The sequence below is a fragment of the Roseburia faecis genome, from assembly GCF_001406815.1.
Classification (GTDB): Bacteria; Bacillota; Clostridia; order Lachnospirales; family Lachnospiraceae; genus Roseburia; species Roseburia faecis.
Genome location: NZ_CVRR01000008.1, coordinates 19,036 through 35,222, shown reverse-complemented (window position 1 = coordinate 35,222; position 16,187 = coordinate 19,036). Strand labels below are relative to the sequence as shown.

General features: G+C 44.6%; 17 protein-coding genes. 1 reads left to right on the top strand and 16 read right to left on the bottom strand.

Annotation, left to right across the window (positions count from 1 at the left end):
* Positions 1-21: 21 nt before the first annotated feature.
* The 5 genes from scfB to M72_RS04245 form a co-directional block, all read right to left on the bottom strand.
* Positions 22-1,377, bottom strand: coding sequence for a thioether cross-link-forming SCIFF peptide maturase (scfB, locus tag M72_RS04265; RefSeq protein ID WP_022046261.1), 1,356 nt, complete (start codon positions 1,375-1,377; stop codon positions 22-24).
* 115 nt (positions 1,378-1,492) lie between these two features.
* Entirely contained in the window at positions 1,493-1,636 is a 144-nt protein-coding gene (gene scfA, locus M72_RS04260) for a six-cysteine ranthipeptide SCIFF (protein ID WP_022046260.1), read from the bottom strand.
* A 103-nt stretch (positions 1,637-1,739) separates the two neighbouring features.
* Positions 1,740-2,138 carry a hypothetical protein gene (locus M72_RS04255; protein WP_022046259.1) on the bottom strand — a complete coding sequence of 133 codons (399 nt, stop codon included), beginning with the start codon at positions 2,136-2,138 and terminating at the stop codon, positions 1,740-1,742.
* A gap of 63 nt (positions 2,139-2,201) precedes the next feature.
* Positions 2,202-3,593, bottom strand: coding sequence for an asparagine--tRNA ligase (gene asnS / locus M72_RS04250; RefSeq protein ID WP_022046258.1), 1,392 nt, complete (start codon positions 3,591-3,593; stop codon positions 2,202-2,204).
* Positions 3,594-3,647: 54 nt separating this feature from the next.
* Positions 3,648-4,835 carry an FKBP-type peptidyl-prolyl cis-trans isomerase gene (locus M72_RS04245; protein ID WP_206541802.1) on the bottom strand — a complete coding sequence of 396 codons (1,188 nt, stop codon included), beginning with the start codon at positions 4,833-4,835 and terminating at the stop codon, positions 3,648-3,650.
* A 173-nt stretch (positions 4,836-5,008) separates the two neighbouring features.
* On the opposite strand from M72_RS04245, the gene M72_RS04240 reads away from it, so the two are divergent.
* A complete protein-coding gene (locus M72_RS04240; protein WP_055067310.1) occupies positions 5,009-5,512 on the top strand; it encodes a hypothetical protein in 504 nt (167 codons plus the stop codon).
* A gap of 95 nt (positions 5,513-5,607) precedes the next feature.
* On the opposite strand, the gene M72_RS04235 is transcribed toward M72_RS04240, so the two are convergent.
* From M72_RS04235 to M72_RS04185, 11 genes are all read right to left on the bottom strand, one after another.
* The gene (locus M72_RS04235) at positions 5,608-7,323 is read right to left on the bottom strand and encodes a methyl-accepting chemotaxis protein (RefSeq protein ID WP_055067309.1); all 1,716 of its coding nucleotides are present in this window, start codon (positions 7,321-7,323) and stop codon (positions 5,608-5,610) included.
* Positions 7,324-7,446: 123 nt separating this feature from the next.
* The gene (locus tag M72_RS04230; RefSeq protein WP_055067308.1) at positions 7,447-7,896 is read right to left on the bottom strand and encodes a YwiB family protein; all 450 of its coding nucleotides are present in this window, start codon (positions 7,894-7,896) and stop codon (positions 7,447-7,449) included.
* Between the two features lie 64 nt (positions 7,897-7,960).
* A complete protein-coding gene (spoIIR, locus tag M72_RS04225) occupies positions 7,961-8,578 on the bottom strand; it encodes a stage II sporulation protein R (protein ID WP_055067307.1) in 618 nt (205 codons plus the stop codon).
* Between the two features lie 41 nt (positions 8,579-8,619).
* Positions 8,620-9,279, bottom strand: a complete 660-nt coding sequence (locus M72_RS04220; protein ID WP_055067306.1) for a Ger(x)C family spore germination protein — start codon at positions 9,277-9,279, stop codon at positions 8,620-8,622.
* A complete protein-coding gene (locus M72_RS04215; RefSeq protein WP_055067305.1) occupies positions 9,269-10,366 on the bottom strand; it encodes a GerAB/ArcD/ProY family transporter in 1,098 nt (365 codons plus the stop codon). Before M72_RS04215 ends, M72_RS04220 begins: the two co-directional genes overlap by 11 nt.
* Positions 10,367-10,394: 28 nt before the next feature.
* Positions 10,395-11,879, bottom strand: coding sequence for a spore germination protein (locus tag M72_RS04210; protein WP_055067304.1), 1,485 nt, complete (start codon positions 11,877-11,879; stop codon positions 10,395-10,397).
* A gap of 103 nt (positions 11,880-11,982) precedes the next feature.
* Positions 11,983-12,672, bottom strand: a complete 690-nt coding sequence (locus tag M72_RS04205; protein WP_022046249.1) for a GntR family transcriptional regulator — start codon at positions 12,670-12,672, stop codon at positions 11,983-11,985.
* Between the two features lie 32 nt (positions 12,673-12,704).
* Positions 12,705-13,580, bottom strand: coding sequence for a 4-(cytidine 5'-diphospho)-2-C-methyl-D-erythritol kinase (ispE, locus tag M72_RS04200; protein ID WP_022046248.1), 876 nt, complete (start codon positions 13,578-13,580; stop codon positions 12,705-12,707).
* A gap of 74 nt (positions 13,581-13,654) precedes the next feature.
* Positions 13,655-14,470 carry a metal ABC transporter permease gene (locus tag M72_RS04195; protein WP_022046247.1) on the bottom strand — a complete coding sequence of 272 codons (816 nt, stop codon included), beginning with the start codon at positions 14,468-14,470 and terminating at the stop codon, positions 13,655-13,657.
* On the bottom strand, positions 14,463-15,236 hold the full coding sequence (locus tag M72_RS04190; RefSeq protein WP_055067303.1) for a metal ABC transporter ATP-binding protein: 774 nt from the start codon (positions 15,234-15,236) through the stop codon (positions 14,463-14,465). Before M72_RS04190 ends, M72_RS04195 begins: the two co-directional genes overlap by 8 nt.
* Positions 15,220-16,185, bottom strand: a complete 966-nt coding sequence (locus tag M72_RS04185; protein WP_055067302.1) for a metal ABC transporter substrate-binding protein — start codon at positions 16,183-16,185, stop codon at positions 15,220-15,222. The genes M72_RS04190 and M72_RS04185 overlap by 17 nt, the downstream gene beginning before the upstream one ends.
* Positions 16,186-16,187: the final 2 nt, after the last annotated feature.

The window sequence follows — 16,187 nt, the reverse complement described above, 5'->3', positions numbered from 1 at the left end:
GTTTGCTTCCTTCCTATTCCTTTAATTTTCCGCTTCCGCAGCTTTTATCATGATTGCGCATTCAATACGTTTCTTCTGGAGTTCACATCCCAGATCATAAGCATCTGTGATGGTTCCGTGGAAATTGTACGAATTTGCAGCACATCCCCCACTACAGTAAAATCTGGCAAAGCATTTACGGCACTTTTCTTTTGCATAGACATTGCAGCATTTAAACTCGTCCTGCAGATTCGTGTTTTTCACGCCATCCCAGACATTTCCCATCAGAAAATCTTCATTTCCGACGAACTGGTGGCACGGATACAGATCTCCCCACGGTGTGACTGCAAGGTATTCCGTTCCGGAACCACATCCGGACAGACGCTTGTACACACAAGGTCCACCTTCCAGATCAATCATGAAATGGAAGAAGTTGAAAGAATTTCCTTCTCTGTTACGGCGGACCATCTCCGCTGCCAGTTTATCATATTCTTCAAAGAGAACCGGAAGATCCTCTTCCTGCAGTGCATATTCATCGGTCGGCTGTGCGACAACCGGCTCCACAGAAATCTGCTTGAATCCCAGATCGGCCAGATGCAGTACATCCTTGGAAAAATCGGTGTTAAAATGGGTATAGGTACCGCGGACATAATAACGCTCCTGATTCCGGCTTTCTGCAAGTTTCTGGAACTTCGGAACGATCAGGTCATAGCTTCCCGCCCCCTTCCGGAACGGACGCATACGGTCATTCACTTCTTTTCTTCCATCGATACTTAAAACGACATTGTCCATTTCCTTATTTGCAAATTCCATGATATCGTCGTTTAACAACACCCCGTTCGTTGTCAGCGTAAAACGGAAATGTTTGTCATGCAGCTTTTCCTGTTCCCGTCCATAGGCAACCAACTGTTTTACCACATCAAAATTCATGAGTGGCTCTCCTCCGAAGAAATCCACTTCAAGATTTTTCCGGTTTCCGGAGTTTGCAATCAGGAAATCAAGTGCCTGTTTTCCTGTCTCATAAGACATCAGGGCTCTTCTTCCATGATATTCGCCCTCTTCCGCAAAGCAATAGCGGCATGCCAGATTGCAGTCATGTGCAATATGTAAACACAATGCCTTTACTACCGTCGGGCGCTTCTTAAAATCAAAAATCTTCTGTTCGTAAGCATCTTCCGTAAACAGGTCTCCCTGCTCCTTTAACTGCTCTGTTTCTTCGATTGCTTCTGCAATCTCCTGTTCCGGATACCGGGATTGTAACTGGGCAATGATCTCTTCCCTGGAGTGATCTTCAAATAATGCGATCACATCATAAGTCACATCATCCACCACATGAATGGCACCGGAGTTTACGTCTAATACAATATCATAGCCATTGTTCTTAAACTGATGAACCACTATAATATTTCCTCTCTTTCCTAAACATAATAAAACCGCGCGCTACGCACGCGGCTTTATTATGCCTTATTTTTCTTACCTTAGCGTTCGGGCTGTGTAAGTAATCACTCCGTGATTACTTACACTTCTCGCAGGTCTGGTTTCCTACTGTACAGGATGTCTTACATGCAGACTGGCATGATGTCTGGCACTCGCCACATCCACCTGTCTTGATTGTGTTCTGTAACTTTCTTGTATTTAATGTCTTTACATGCTTCATGAGAATCTCTCCTTTGTCTGTTTTTTTGGATTTCCCGTCTATCTGTATTATTATAGCACAGTGGTCACCATAAGGAAAGTCTTTTTTTACAGTCACACAGCCCTTACTTCTTTTTCCACCGCACGCTTCCCAGCAGTGCCGCTGCCGTACACAAAATCAGAATCGTCAGGTTTTCTCCCTCCAGCGCAATCCAGTGCTGTTCCCGTATGCAGGAACAGACATACAGAATCCCGAAAAAAAAGCCTCCCAGCATAACTGCGCAAAAAGGTATGGCACCACATTTACATGCGCGCAGGATTTTTCCACCGATGAGACCGGAAAGCGCATACCATGCCGTAATTCCCACCCGGATCAGTTCCACCGACAATCTCATGGAATAGGAAATCCCGCACCATAACAGAAAAAGCGCCGCGGAGAGCAGACATGTGCCTATAAAGCAGCCTGCAAACTTTGCGACGTTTCTTCCTGTTTTATTATTTATTTGTTCCTGCCCATTCTCCACACATACTTCTCCGGAAATTGTCCTCCTTAGAGTTTATGGGAAATACGGCTCTTTTATTCCATTTTACAGTTCGCAGTTATTTACGGTTCTAGGGAACGGAATGACATCGCGGATATTTGCCATACCCGTCAGATACATCACGCAGCGCTCAAATCCAAGACCGAATCCGGCATGTCTGGCTGATCCGTATTTGCGCAGATCCAGATAAAACTTGTAATCTTCCTCTTTCAGCCCCATGTCCTGAATACGTGCCAGAAGTTTATCATAATCGTCCTCTCTCTGGCTTCCGCCGATGATCTCTCCGATTCCCGGAACAAGGCAGTCTACTGCTGCAACTGTCTTTCCGTCTTCATTGAGTTTCATGTAAAATGCCTTGATTTCCTTCGGATAATCGGTTACAAATACCGGTCTCTTATAAATCTGTTCGGTCAGGTAACGCTCATGCTCGGTCTGCAGATCACAGCCCCAGGATACCTTATAATCAAACTTGTCATTGTGTTTTGACAATATCTTAATTGCTTCTGTGTAGGTCACCCGTGCAAAATCATTGTTTACTACGTTCTCCAGACGATCCAGCAGTCCTTTGTCCACAAAATTATTGAAAAATGCCATTTCTTCCGGTGCATGTTCAATCACATAATTGATCACATACTTTAACATGCTTTCCGCAAGCATCATATCATCTTCGAGATCTGCGAATGCGATCTCCGGCTCAATCATCCAGAACTCAGCCGCATGTCTGGTTGTGTTTGAATTTTCCGCACGGAAAGTCGGTCCAAACGTATAAATATTTTTAAATGCCATCGCATAGGTTTCTCCGTTTAACTGACCGGATACGGTAAGATTGGTAGGTTTTCCAAAGAAATCCTTAGTATAATCCACGGTTTTATCCTGTTTTTTCGGCACATCTTTTAAATCAAGCGTTGTTACCTGGAACATTTCCCCGGCACCCTCGCAGTCACTTCCTGTGATGAGCGGAGTATGCACATAAACGAAATCGCGCTCCTGGAAAAATTTGTGAATCGCATATGCACACAGGGAACGTACACGGAACACCGCCTCAAACGTATTGGTTCTCGGACGCAGATGTGAAATGGTACGCAGATATTCAAACGTGTGACGCTTCTTCTGCAGCGGATAATCCGGTGTGGAAGCCCCTTCCACGGTTACCTCTGCTGCCTGGATCTCAAACGGCTGTTTTGCTTCCGGCGTAGGCACCAGCTGTCCTTTTACAATGACTGCTGCTCCGACATTAATCTTGCAGACTTCCTCATAATTCTCCAGACCATCTCCATATACAACCTGAATCGGCTCAAAAAAGGTGCCGTCATTCACTACAATGAATCCAAAATTTTTGGAATTACGGTTACTTCTTACCCATCCGCCGATCGTTACCTGCTGATTTTCATATCTGATCGTATTTTTGAAAATCTCTCTGACATTTACTAATTCCATACTGTCCCTCCGTTAAAAATCTAATCTATCCCTTAGTTGTTTTTATTGAACCCTTTAGTTTTCCGATGACTCTGTCGTCTGTGTATCCGGTTTTACGGTAATATTGGCTTTCTCCACAACATACGAAATCGCCTGATTGACCACATACAGCTGACGAAGTGTTTTCTTTCCATCCTCTTTATTTCCACCACCATAATATTTATATACCGCATTTTCATCTGCCATCTGGCTGTTGCCTGAACTTACCAGATAATCTACAAATGACTTAAAATCATCATCACTGATTGTAATATTTTCTTTTTCCGCAATCCGTCCAAAGATAAATTCAATTTTGATCTGCTTGATCATCAGTTCTTTCCACTGTTTTTTCATATCATCCACGGTGGTATTGTTATTCTTTGCATACTGTTCCAGAGTCTGTGTATCATTGCAGTTGTCTGCTTCAAATTCATGCTGATATTCCTGCAGACGCGCATCCAGATACTCATCCGGAATCGTCACTTTACATTTATCCAGCAGATCATCTTCAACTGCGCTGATACTTGCCTGAGACTTGGAATTTGCGGCCTGCTTTTCCAATACCTGCCGTACATATGCAACCAGATCCTTTTTCGTGGTGATCTTCTGCTCGGTAAATGCATCTGCTACCATGTCATCGGTCAGCGTGTCCATGGTAACCGGCTTATAAATTCCCTTGATTTTGAATTTAAACGTTGTTTTCTTTCCCGCCAGATCCGAAGACTGGTAATTCTCCGGGAATGTCACATCCGAACTTACTTCATCCCCGACTTTTGCGCCGACAAGCCCATCACTGAATCCATCAATGTAATTTGTCTTCTGTGTGGCATCACAGTTGTTCGCCACATCAATCATTGTGTCTGTCGCAGAACCGCCATCAAACGCATCCCCGTCAAGATATCCGGTATAATCCACCTTGACATAATCATCCTTTTGAACGGTATCACGGTCCTTTACCTCAACTCCGGTGATTCCGTAATACGGAAGCAGCGACATTAAATTCTGCTCCACCTGATCATCTGTCACATCATAATTTCCGGAGATTGTAACATCAATCCCTTTATAATCTGCAAGTTTCGTCACAAGTTTTGACAAATCCAGCTTCATCTGTGCGCTGTGCGGTCCGTCAAACACTTCACTTGCCGTCTCCTGTGTTCCCTGCTGGGTACTTGCCTTTTTATCACTGTCTGTACCACATGCCCCCATGGATAATACCATCGTCATGCACAAAAAAAGTATAACCACTCTTTTCTTCATAATGTCCAAAATCCTTCTTTCTTTCCTTTTACAACTAATTAAACATACCATAAATCCATAGAAAATACAAACAGTAAACGTTGATTTTTACAGAAATCTTTGCTACAATAAATTTTAGTATATAGAGGAGGAAATCCACGATGAAACCAATAGGAATCGTATTATTAGTGATTGCCATTATTCTGGTAGCCGCTATGATTGTCCTGTACTTTCTCGGAAAGAAAGCACAGAAGAAAAAAGAAGAACAGGATGAGCAGATGAAAGCCGCTGCACAGACAGTGACGATGCTGATCATCGACAAAAAACGAATGAAAATGAAAGATGCCGGCCTTCCTTCACAGGTAATGGAGCAGGCAAACAAACTCATGCAGCGCGCCAAACTTCCAATCGTAAAAGCCAAAGTCGGACCAAGAGTCATGACACTGATCGCAGACGAGCAGATCTACGATGACATTCCGGTCAAGAAAGAAGTCAAGGCAACCGTCAGTGGTCTTTATATCACAGGCGTACGCGGACTCCGTGGACCGCTGGAAAAACCGGTCAAAAAGAAAAAAGGATTCCGTGCAAAGCTTCAGGAAAAGTACAATGAAGCCAATGCCCGGCTGAAAGAATCCAAATCCGGTTCCAGCAGCAAAAAGAAATAATGTGTTTACAGGAAAAAACAGGAAAAGGCTTATCTTCCCCACCGGGAAGATAAGCCTTTTCTTTTCATGCAGATTCTATACCGTTGTTCCACAAATCATGATTCTTCCATCTGAAACAGCTGCATATTCCTTTCCAGAACCTCTGCAATATTTTTAAGGTTCTCTGCATTCTGGCTGATATCATTGATAACCGAACCAATTTCCATCATGGAAGCCGAAGTCTCCTGTGTGCTTGCCGCATTTTCCTCTGCGATTGCCGACAGACTCTGTACCGTATCTACGATCTTATTTCTTGCATCCTCAATCTTTTGTGTCTGTTCTTCTATGGATACCATTCCATGGATGGACAAATTGACACCTTCATGCATTTGTTCAAAAACTTCTGCCGTCTTTTTCACTTTTTCGTTCTGCTCCTGCATGATTTTCTTCACATCTTCCATCGTATGTACTGCAGTTTCGGAATCTTTCAGCAGTTCACGGATAATATCCTCAATCCGCTTGGCAGATTCGTTGGACTGTTCTGCCAGCTTCTGGATCTGTGCTGCCACCACCGCAAAACCTTTTCCTGCCTCTCCTGCCCTGGCAGCCTCAATGGAAGCATTGAGTGACAGCAGATTGGTTTCATCTGCAATGGAAGCAATCAGCGATGTTGCATCCTTGATCTTCAAGGCAGAATCATTCGTTGTATTGGTCTGTTCATAAATCACATTGATGGACTCGGTTGCCCTCTCATTGATTTCTCCCAGTTCTTCCAGTGCCTTTTTGGCTATCTGTCCGGACTCATTCATCACATCTGCCGTCTCGTTCATGGATTTTACCTGGCTTGTAGAATCCTCAATCATCGTACCCATGGAAATAATGGACTCGGTTGCCCCCTGTGTCTCCTGTGCCTGACTGGTTGCACTGGTTGCGATCTCATTTACTGCGGTCTCCACATTATTTACGTTTCCTGCTGTCTTTACCGCGTTATTGTTTAACGTTTCCGACGCATCAAACAACTGTCCACTCTGCTGCCGTATCTTCTGTACAATTTCCGTCAGAGCCTCTTTCATCCGAAGCACGGCATTTGCAATGCTTCCGACTTCCCCACGATGTGCGGCACATTGTTCCAGTACCTGATCGTTTCGCAGATCCAGCTGTGCAATCCGGTTCACGGAATCTGTAATCTTTGATAACGGACGTGTAATCCGTGTTGCAAAAACAAACGCTGCCAAAGCCCCGAGCAACAGCAGCACACCGGAAATCAGGATTCCCCTTTGCTCCAGCATTAATGCCGGTGCAAGAAGCTCTGCATCATCCGCCGTGACTACAAGGATAAACTGTTTTTTGCTGGTATAACATGCGGAAAATTTTTTCTCCCCCTGAAATACATACTGCACAGTCTCCGGTTTTGGGATACTTCCCCCCTGTATCTCTTTGAGCATCTTTTTGACAGCCTCGTTTTCTACCGGCTGCCCGATTTTCTCAGCGGTAGGATGATACAGCATCGTTCCGTCAAATCCAACCAGATAGGCATAAGCTGTCTTGGCTCCTGCGACATCTATCTGCTGTAAAATGTCCTGTGCAGCTTCCGGGTTATCTAAAAGATCAATATTTACCTGCATGGCACTTTCCATCTCCCGTCCATACGAAATGGAAAGATCCAGCAGATAGTTGGAATAGATACTGCGGATATTGCTCTTTACCCCAGGCATAATCATGAGTGTATACAATATTACAATCACTGCCGCCACAAGAATCACTACCGCAATAAACTGCGTTTTCATGGAATGCCAGAAAGAAATTTTCTGCTGCCTGTGTTCCGTATTCATAATGATTTCCCCCTCTGTTATCATTTTTTACATTATACCACAACTCAGCATTTTTTCACAATATTTAACAATTTTTTCGTTCATTTTCGTTTGTTTTCGTGCATATTCATTACTTACGTCTGTTTATCTGACAAGTTTGAATGCCGGGTCCTGTTTCGGATTTGCCAGAATCCGGATATGGCAGTCCGCCAGATGCTCATTGTTTATCTCCAGCGCATATTCCACCTCAACCGTAATCTCTTCCTCTTTCTCCTGCACATCCACACGGTAGGCATCAATTCCCACCAGCAGACTGCCGTACGGTGTATTGTAGTATGTAATATTCTTTTTATTTTTTTCAAAAATCATATGAACGTTGACGGCACCCTTTTTCGTCAGTTCCATATAATTGTCCCTGACCTTAATCATGTTTCGGGTAGATTCTTTCTGACCTTCCATGACTTCCTCATACATAAAAAAATGCTTGCCATTCCGAAAATAATAATCTCCCGGAGAAATCACTTCTATCGTGTCATTCTGTTCATTTTCCCCGATCTGCAATCCCTTAATGGACAATAATACGTCTTTTGTCATAGTCATTTCCTTCTTTTCCTTGATATCTTAACGCACATTGGCGTGCCCCATTATCATAACGAGTTTAACGGAAATAATCAAGGAATTTCCACCGGATCTGCATTTTCCCAGAATCAAACACGTCTGCATATTCTTCCTGTGTCAAAACTTCACGCAATGCCTCCTCGGAGGATTCATCCACAACTTCATATACCGATCCCTGAAAACACATATTCGGATACAGCACACACCACCAGTTATGTCCTTCTCCTTTTCCCAGCGTTATCTGCAATGCACGGTATTTTCCTGCCGGAAACGTATAATCCCCATACGTTTTCACAGGGAAATCCACATTGGCAAGCCTTGCCCTGACACCATATGTATAGCCGTTTTTGTGCAGTGTTTTTTCCGCTGTTTCTATAATTTCGTCCATATGGTCCTGCACAATTTTTTCGGTTTGCGCCCGGTCTGTTACCTTTTTTAGTTTTTGCCCAAGCATATGCCCCACCGCATCCCGGACCTTTAGTTTCACATTCTGGTCGTCCTTGGCATCACTGTTTGCCAGTACATGAAACCGCAGTATTTTTTCTGCAATTGCCGGCTGCAGTGGGTCCACCCTTTCCTTTTCTGTTGCGTGCGCAGTTCCCGCAGCAAGAACTGTTAACATACATAAAATGATAAACATGATTTTTTTCTTTTTCATTTTCCCACACTCTCTTTCCTCTGATAGTAAGAGCATTTCCATTATTTTTCCTGTTTATACAAAAACCTGTCATCCGGTACGCGGTACATGGTTTTCCAGAAGATGATATGGTCTTCTGTTTCCAGATATGGCAGCATAATCTGCAGGATATGGTTTTCCTTCTCATCCAGCAGCCTGCCAAGCTTAAACAGTTTTCCTGATCCCGCTGATTCCTGATTCTGCAGATACTGTTCCAGATAACTTCCCAGATCCTGTGGCAGATCTTCTTCTGTCTCAAACAATGCCAATGGATCTTCCGCCACACATACATAGATGTTTCTTGGGAAAAGTCCGGTTTGTTTCAGATAAGAAAGAACATCCGCATACCGTCCGGTATCCTCCATCAGATTTTCCCCGAAGACAAGCACTTTCATATGATTGCAGTCTGCCAGTTTTTCCAGCCCGCTATCATAGGTCTGCACACAGCTTTCCATCGTCTTTCCCGTGACAGGCGCGATATTCACACGCGCCTCTTCCAGATCCGTATTATCCTTCTGGCTCAGCTTGGGAAATCCATAACCAAAAAAAATCTGTCCATCCTTTTCGTCCACAACCGCCATCATTGGAAAACAGCGGTCTTCGAGTTCTGTGGCACTGCATCCGCAAAGCAGCTGCTGCACAGACAATACCAGTGCAACATATTTTTTTATTTTACCCTTCATGCCGTTTTTTCCCCTTTCCCCACAAAAGTACAAACAATGGCAGGAACAAAAACAACGGGATTCCGATATACAGCAGATAATCCCGGAACCATTCCCCATGGCTGCTTTGGTGGAGCATTTCTGCCACCCCGAAAACGGCAGCCATCACCCCACAGAGATACCATTTTTTATGCGTATCTTTTTTCCGCAGTTTCTGTACCAGTTCCTGTGCATAAAACAAAAACACAGTCACAAGTGCAAACAGCGTAAAAAACCAGATGGCGATCATAAAGGCATCCAGCCGCTTCAAAAAACTTCCCCTCAGATGGATACTGCTCATCAGCGTAATTGCCGGATATTTCATGGTCGTTAGGGAACGGCTTCCAAAACTGCCCAGCAGGATCACATACAAAACTGCAAGAACACCTATGGCAAACCACATTGCCGCATGCACGGCATGCACCAGCTTCCCCCATTTTGCTTTCTGCACATAGGAGGGAAAAAATGCAAGCAGAAACAACGGCATCAGACAAAAAAAGACTGCCAGACTTCCTTTCATCACCGACCCGGTATCTGCCTGAAAAAAGCCATACAGATATTCCATCTCCAGATCCCCCGCCGCAATCAAAAGCATTACTGCAAGAAGTACAAACAAAACGACAAACAAAATCTCATACACCCGTGCACGGCTTTCAATCCCGCCACACACGGCATATCCTGCCGTCAGCAATACCAGAATCAGAATCAGGGGAAACGGCTCCCCTGCAATCAGCCCCTTTTGTATCACGTCCGAAAAGATATATGCCCCGTATCCTGCCATCCCGGTAAAATAAACCAGCAGTAACACCAGAAAAATTTTTTTCATCCATGCCGGCAGAATCCGTTCCATATAAGTGACCAGATCCGTTTCCATCTTTTTTAAAACATATGCAAGATACCACAGATACAGGCTTCCCATAATGCCGCCCAGCACAATGGATGCCAGACCGTCATTTCCCGCAAATGCCGCCAGCTGTGAGGGCAGAATCAGCGTACTTTCCCCTACAAAATCGAACACAAACAGCCGGAACACCTGCCGCGTTGATATCCGGTTATTATTTGAAAACATATCGTTCCTCCGTTACTGTTTACTCAGCCTATTTTTTCCGCAGACGTATCCGCTCCCCACGTTTTGCATAAATGGGTCTTCGCACCATTTTTTTCAGTGGTGCACGCCAGATACTGTCGCGTTCATCATGATAATCATTGACATCTGCCCCCACAAACGGCATGAGATACGGAATCCCAAAGCTTTCCAGCCGCGACAGATGGATGAACACCGTAAGCAGTGCAATCAAAAATCCGAAAAATCCAAGCCATGCGGACAGGACAATCACATAAAATTTCAATATCCGGAATGAAAAAGCAAATTCTTCATTCGGAATGGAAAAGGAACAAAGCGCGGTAAACGCAACCACGATCACCACAATCGGACTGACAAGGTTGGCATCCACAGCTGCCTGCCCGATAATCAGACCTCCGACAATTCCGATCGTATTTCCCATTGCCCCCGGCAGCCGGACCCCCGCCTCCCGCAACAGTTCAAAAGAAATCTCCATGAGAATGACCTCCAGTGCCGCCGGAAAAGGCACACCGATCCGTGCCTCCCAGAAGGATAACAAAAGCGGTGTCGGCAGAATCTGTGTGTGAAAATTTGTCACCGCCAGATACAGTCCGGGAAGTGTCATGGCAAAAAAAGCTGCCATGTAACGCAAAATCCGTGCAAACGTTGCCACACCAAAGCGATTATAATAGTCATCACTCGTCTTCAGAAAAGAATTCAGGTCTGTCGGCAGAATGAGAGCGACCGGAGAATTGTCGCATAACAATACGATTCTCCCCTCCAGCACTGCAAGTGCTGCCCGGTCCGGCCTCTGCGTCGTCTGAAACTGTGGAAACGGTGAATACCATTTCTTTTCCGCCAGCTGCTCTAAGATTCCGCTGTCCATGACCCCGTCAATCTCATATTCTGTAATTTTTTCCCGGATCTGACGCAGCACGGATTCATATTTCAGATCTGCCATATACACCAGGTCAATTGCCGTGTGCGAACGCACCCCCTCCTGTACTTCTTCTACTTTAACCCGTGTTGATCGCACACGCTTACGGATAAGTGCCGTATTCGTTTTGATGGAATCGGTAAATCCCTCCTTCGAACCGCGGATTACTTTTTCCGAATCCGGTTCCTGCACCCCCATGCCGGGATATCCTTTGTCGGCAATCTTTAATGCATGTCCGTATCCATCCACAAAAAGGATGGCATCCCCTGTGAGCATCCCCTGTGCTGCATCCTCTATGGTATCGTACGGTGTCACATCTGAAATCCCCATCGCATTCTCATTGAGTACCTGATTTAAGTCTCTGTCCGGCAGCTCCGATAATGCCGCCAGCAGTCTCCCCAAAGCCGTCGTTTCCAGCAGCATATTGCTGACTGCCACCTCAATATATGCCAGAAAACAGCGTCTTTTTTTTCCTTTTCCCAGACGCATTTCCTTCATTTTAATATCTGCACTGTCTGCAAACAGCTGTTGAAACTGTTTTATATTCTGCTCAATATCGGTCGAAATTTTTGTATGCTCCATTTTTACATTCCTATCTCTTTTCATCCCATAAGGTGCCTGTATACCTAAAAAAAGACAGACACCAAAAGGTATCTGTCCTTACTATTTCCATCTGTTACATAAACTATTCATTTTCTGCTTCATCCTGACACTGGATTACACTTTTTACTGCCACTGCCTGGTTTTTTACATGCTTGTGCATGGCAAGCGTTGCCGCTTCTTTATCCCTGTTTTTCAAGCCCTCCGCAATCGCATTATGTTCTGCGATCAATACCGGATAATTGTCCGGATTTTTGATATATTCCACACGGTATCGGTAGATCTGCTCCCGCAGATTGTTCAATAACGTCACGAGTTTCGGATTTCCCGTTGATTCAAAAATAACATCGTGGAATTTTACATCCATCTCGGCAATCATTTTCACATCTCCGGTCTTTGTACTGTTTTCAAACTGATCTTTGACTTCTAAAAGTTTTTGCAGCTCTTTCTCCGAAATCTTATCACATGCAATCTTTACGGCAAGTTCATCCAGCGCCTCCCGGATTTCCAGAACATCTTCCATATCTTTGAGTGTCATCTTTGCAACCTCTGCCCCTTTGCGTGGCATGGTTACAGCAAGTCCCTCCTGCTCGAGCATACGGATGGCTTCACGGATCGGTGTACGGCTCACCCCAAGCTTTGCTGCCAGCTGTAACTCCATAAGCCGCTCTCCCGGTTTGAGATCTCCTTTTAAAATTGCCTCTCTTAACGTATTAAATACAACATCTCTCAGTGGCAGATATGCGTCCATATTGAGCGTCAGATCATCTGTCATGTTATCGTCTCCATTTCTGTTTGTGTGAATTATTACTTTCTCCTGTTGTTGTAGATCGTGGTCAGATATACCTGTTTTGCAAGACCGGAGCGTTTCATTTCCCGCAGCGCACGCTTTGCCGTTTCTCCATCTTCAAAAAGACCGAATACGGTAGGACCGCTTCCGCTCATCATGGAAGCTTTGGCACCCGAACGCATCATCTGCTGTTTGATCTCTGCAATTACCGGATAGTTTGGTATCGTAACCGATTCCAGTACATTTCCCATATGTGCACAGACACCGTCAAAATCTTTCTCCCGGATATCTTTCATCAGTGCATCAATATCCGGATGGTTCGTCTGTTCATCCAGCTTCAGGTTCTGATATACAAATTTGGTCGATACAGAAATGGATGGTTTTGCAATCAGCACCGGACATTTGATCATCGGCGGAAGCTGTGTCAGTTTTTCCCCGATTCCTTCTGCCAGTGCCGTTCCACGCATAAGACAGTAAGGAACATCTGCCCCGATCTGTACCCCTCTCTTCATCAGTTCCCTGCGGGACAATCCCAGATCATACAACTGATTCATCGCATACAGCATGGCGGCAGCATCCGTGCTTCCTCCTGCCATCCCCGCCGCTACCGGAATTCTCTTTGTCAGTTTTACGGAAATTCCATCTGTAAGCGCAAACTCTTCCTGTAACAGCCGTGCCGCTTTATAGACCAGATTATTTTCATTTACCGGCAAAAAAGAGAGGTTGGAAACAATCTGTATCTCCGGCTCCCGGATTTTTTGAATCTCCAGAAGATCGTACAGATGAATGGTCTGCATGATCATGCGCACTTCATGATATCCATCTTCCCTGCGCCGGACCACATCCAGTCCCAGATTTATTTTTGCAAGTGCTTTGAGTGTTATTTCATCCATTTGTATTTCCTCAGTATTTTGTATACACCGATTGTACTACAAAAAATACAATCGGTCAAATTCTATTCTCCCTGTTATTCTTTCCACTTTCTTCCGAAAAAATAAGTCACAAAATAGATCACAGATGCGATAATTACAATCATTGGGCCGGTTGCAACGTTTGTATAATAAGACAGAATCAGCCCCATGACGCCAGAGAAAACGGAAAAAATTATCGAAAAGACATGGTATTCCCGCATATTTACCGACAGATTTCTGCTCGATGCCGCCGGAAGGATCAGCAATGCATTGATGATCAGAATACCTACCCACTTGATGGAAAGCATGACAATCAGTGCTACAAGTACCGCAAAAACATAATCCATCAGTTGTACCGGAATCCGCTTGCTCTTTGCCAGTGCCCGGTGAATACAGATGGCATTCAGCCAGTTAAAACAGGTGATCCAGAACAAAATCGTAACGATAAAAATAATAACAAGATACCCGATTTCCTTTTTGGTAATGCTCAGAACATCCCCGACTAAAAGACTCGAATATTTACTGAAATTTCCGCCTTTTGACAGAATTGCCAGACCAATCGCAACCGAACAGGAGGAAAAAACCGAAATAATCGTATCGGTTGATACGGTACTTCTGCTTCCGATTTTGTTTAACAGCAGCGCGAATACAACTGCAAAAATCACCATGGAAATATTCGTATCCGGAATTCCGCATACCACTCCTACAGCAATTCCCGTCAGTGCGGAATGCCCCAGGGCATCCGAAAAATATGCCATTTTTTTATTGACAATCATGGTTCCCATCAGCCCAAACAGTGGTGTAATGATCAGTATTGCGGCCAATGCCATCTTCATAAAACCATAATCCATCCAGGAGGTCCAATCAATCATTTGTCTCATCCTCCTTTATCCATGTTTCTTCTTTTCCCGCAGAAAAAATCCGTTCAAATTCGGAACTTTCGTATACTTCTTTTACCGTTCCCTGCCTGAGGACCGTCTTGTCCAGAAGCACTACATGATCCGCATATCTTGCCACGTAATCCAGATCATGTGAGATCAGAATAATCGCAAGATCATAATGTTTTTTCAGATAATCCATCGTTTTAAAAAAAAGTTCCATGCCATTCTGGTCAATTCCGGATACCGGCTCATCCAAAAGCAGCAGATTCGGCTCATCCATCACCGCCAGTGCAAGAAGCACTCTCTGCAGCTGTCCTCCGGACAGATTACAAACCTGTTTGTCGATCAGTTCTTCTGCCTCAAAAATGCGCAGATGCGCTTTGATCTTTTCATATAATTTCCGGTTTTTCGGCAGAAACACCGGATATCTCGACTCATAGCTTGCCAGCAGGTCATAGACACTGACCGGTGTATTTTTTTCGATGTTAATCGATTGCGGGACATATCCGATTTTTAAATTCTGCATCCGTCCGTCTTTGGTATCCCGAAACTCAATATCTCCCGTATGCGGGATGTCCCCCAGCATGGCACGGATCAATGTCGATTTTCCGGCACCGTTTTTTCCGATAATCGCATTCAGCGATCCACAGTGCATATGAAGATTCACATCTTTTAAGATTTCCTGCTCACTGAACCACACCCCCAGATGGTTCACCTTGATGCAATGAAATCCACACGGACTAATGATCTTTCGCATAAAATGCCTCCTCAAGTATCTCCATGTTTTTTTTCATACCGTTAATATAACTGTCTTTTTCGTAAGTTCCGCGATTCAGCGGGTCCAGATATAATACCTTTGCATCGGACTCTTTCCGGATCGTATCTCCCATACTCTTTCCATACAGTTCTTCTGCAAGAATGTATTTTACATGCCCCTTGCGGACAGCAGAAAGCACATCCGATACTTCTCCTGCGCTGACCTGCCGTTCCTCATCGAGATCCAGCAGATAGTTTACCTGCAGTCCATAGTCCTCAGCGACATAGGCATATGCTTCATGAAACAGAATCACCGACTGACCGGAAATTTCCTGTTTTAATTTCTCCTGACGTTTTCTCAGTCCGTCCAGTTTTTCCAGATATGCCTTTGCCCCATTCTGATAGGCACTGCTTCTTTCCGGATCTGCTCCAGATAATCCATCGGCAATCGTCTGTACCTGTGTCTCATAAGCAGAAACGCTCATCCATGCGTGGGCATTGACATCCCCATGGGCATGTTCTTCTTCTGTTTCCCCCTCATGATGATGTGTATCGTCCTCCTCCCCGGAGAGCAAAGAAATATTCTCACAGGCTTCTATAATTTTCAGATTCGGGTAAGCCTCTGCAACTTCCTTCATAAAGCTTTCAATTCCACCACCATTGATGATAAACACATCCGCCGTACTGAGTAACTTCATATCTTCCGGTGTCAGCTGAAAATCATGCAGGCAGCCGGTCTGCGGCTCACTTAAATTTTCCAGACGCACTCCGTCTGCATCTCCGATTACATTCTCAGCCGCAATATACATTGGATAAAAGGAAGTCACAACCGTCAGTTCCTGTCCATCCGTCTGTTCCTGTGTCTGGCTGACGTACCATCCGGTCAGTCCCATTCCTGCCACCAGAATGGCAAAAAGCATGATTGCAGTATACAAATACTTTTTCTTCATTC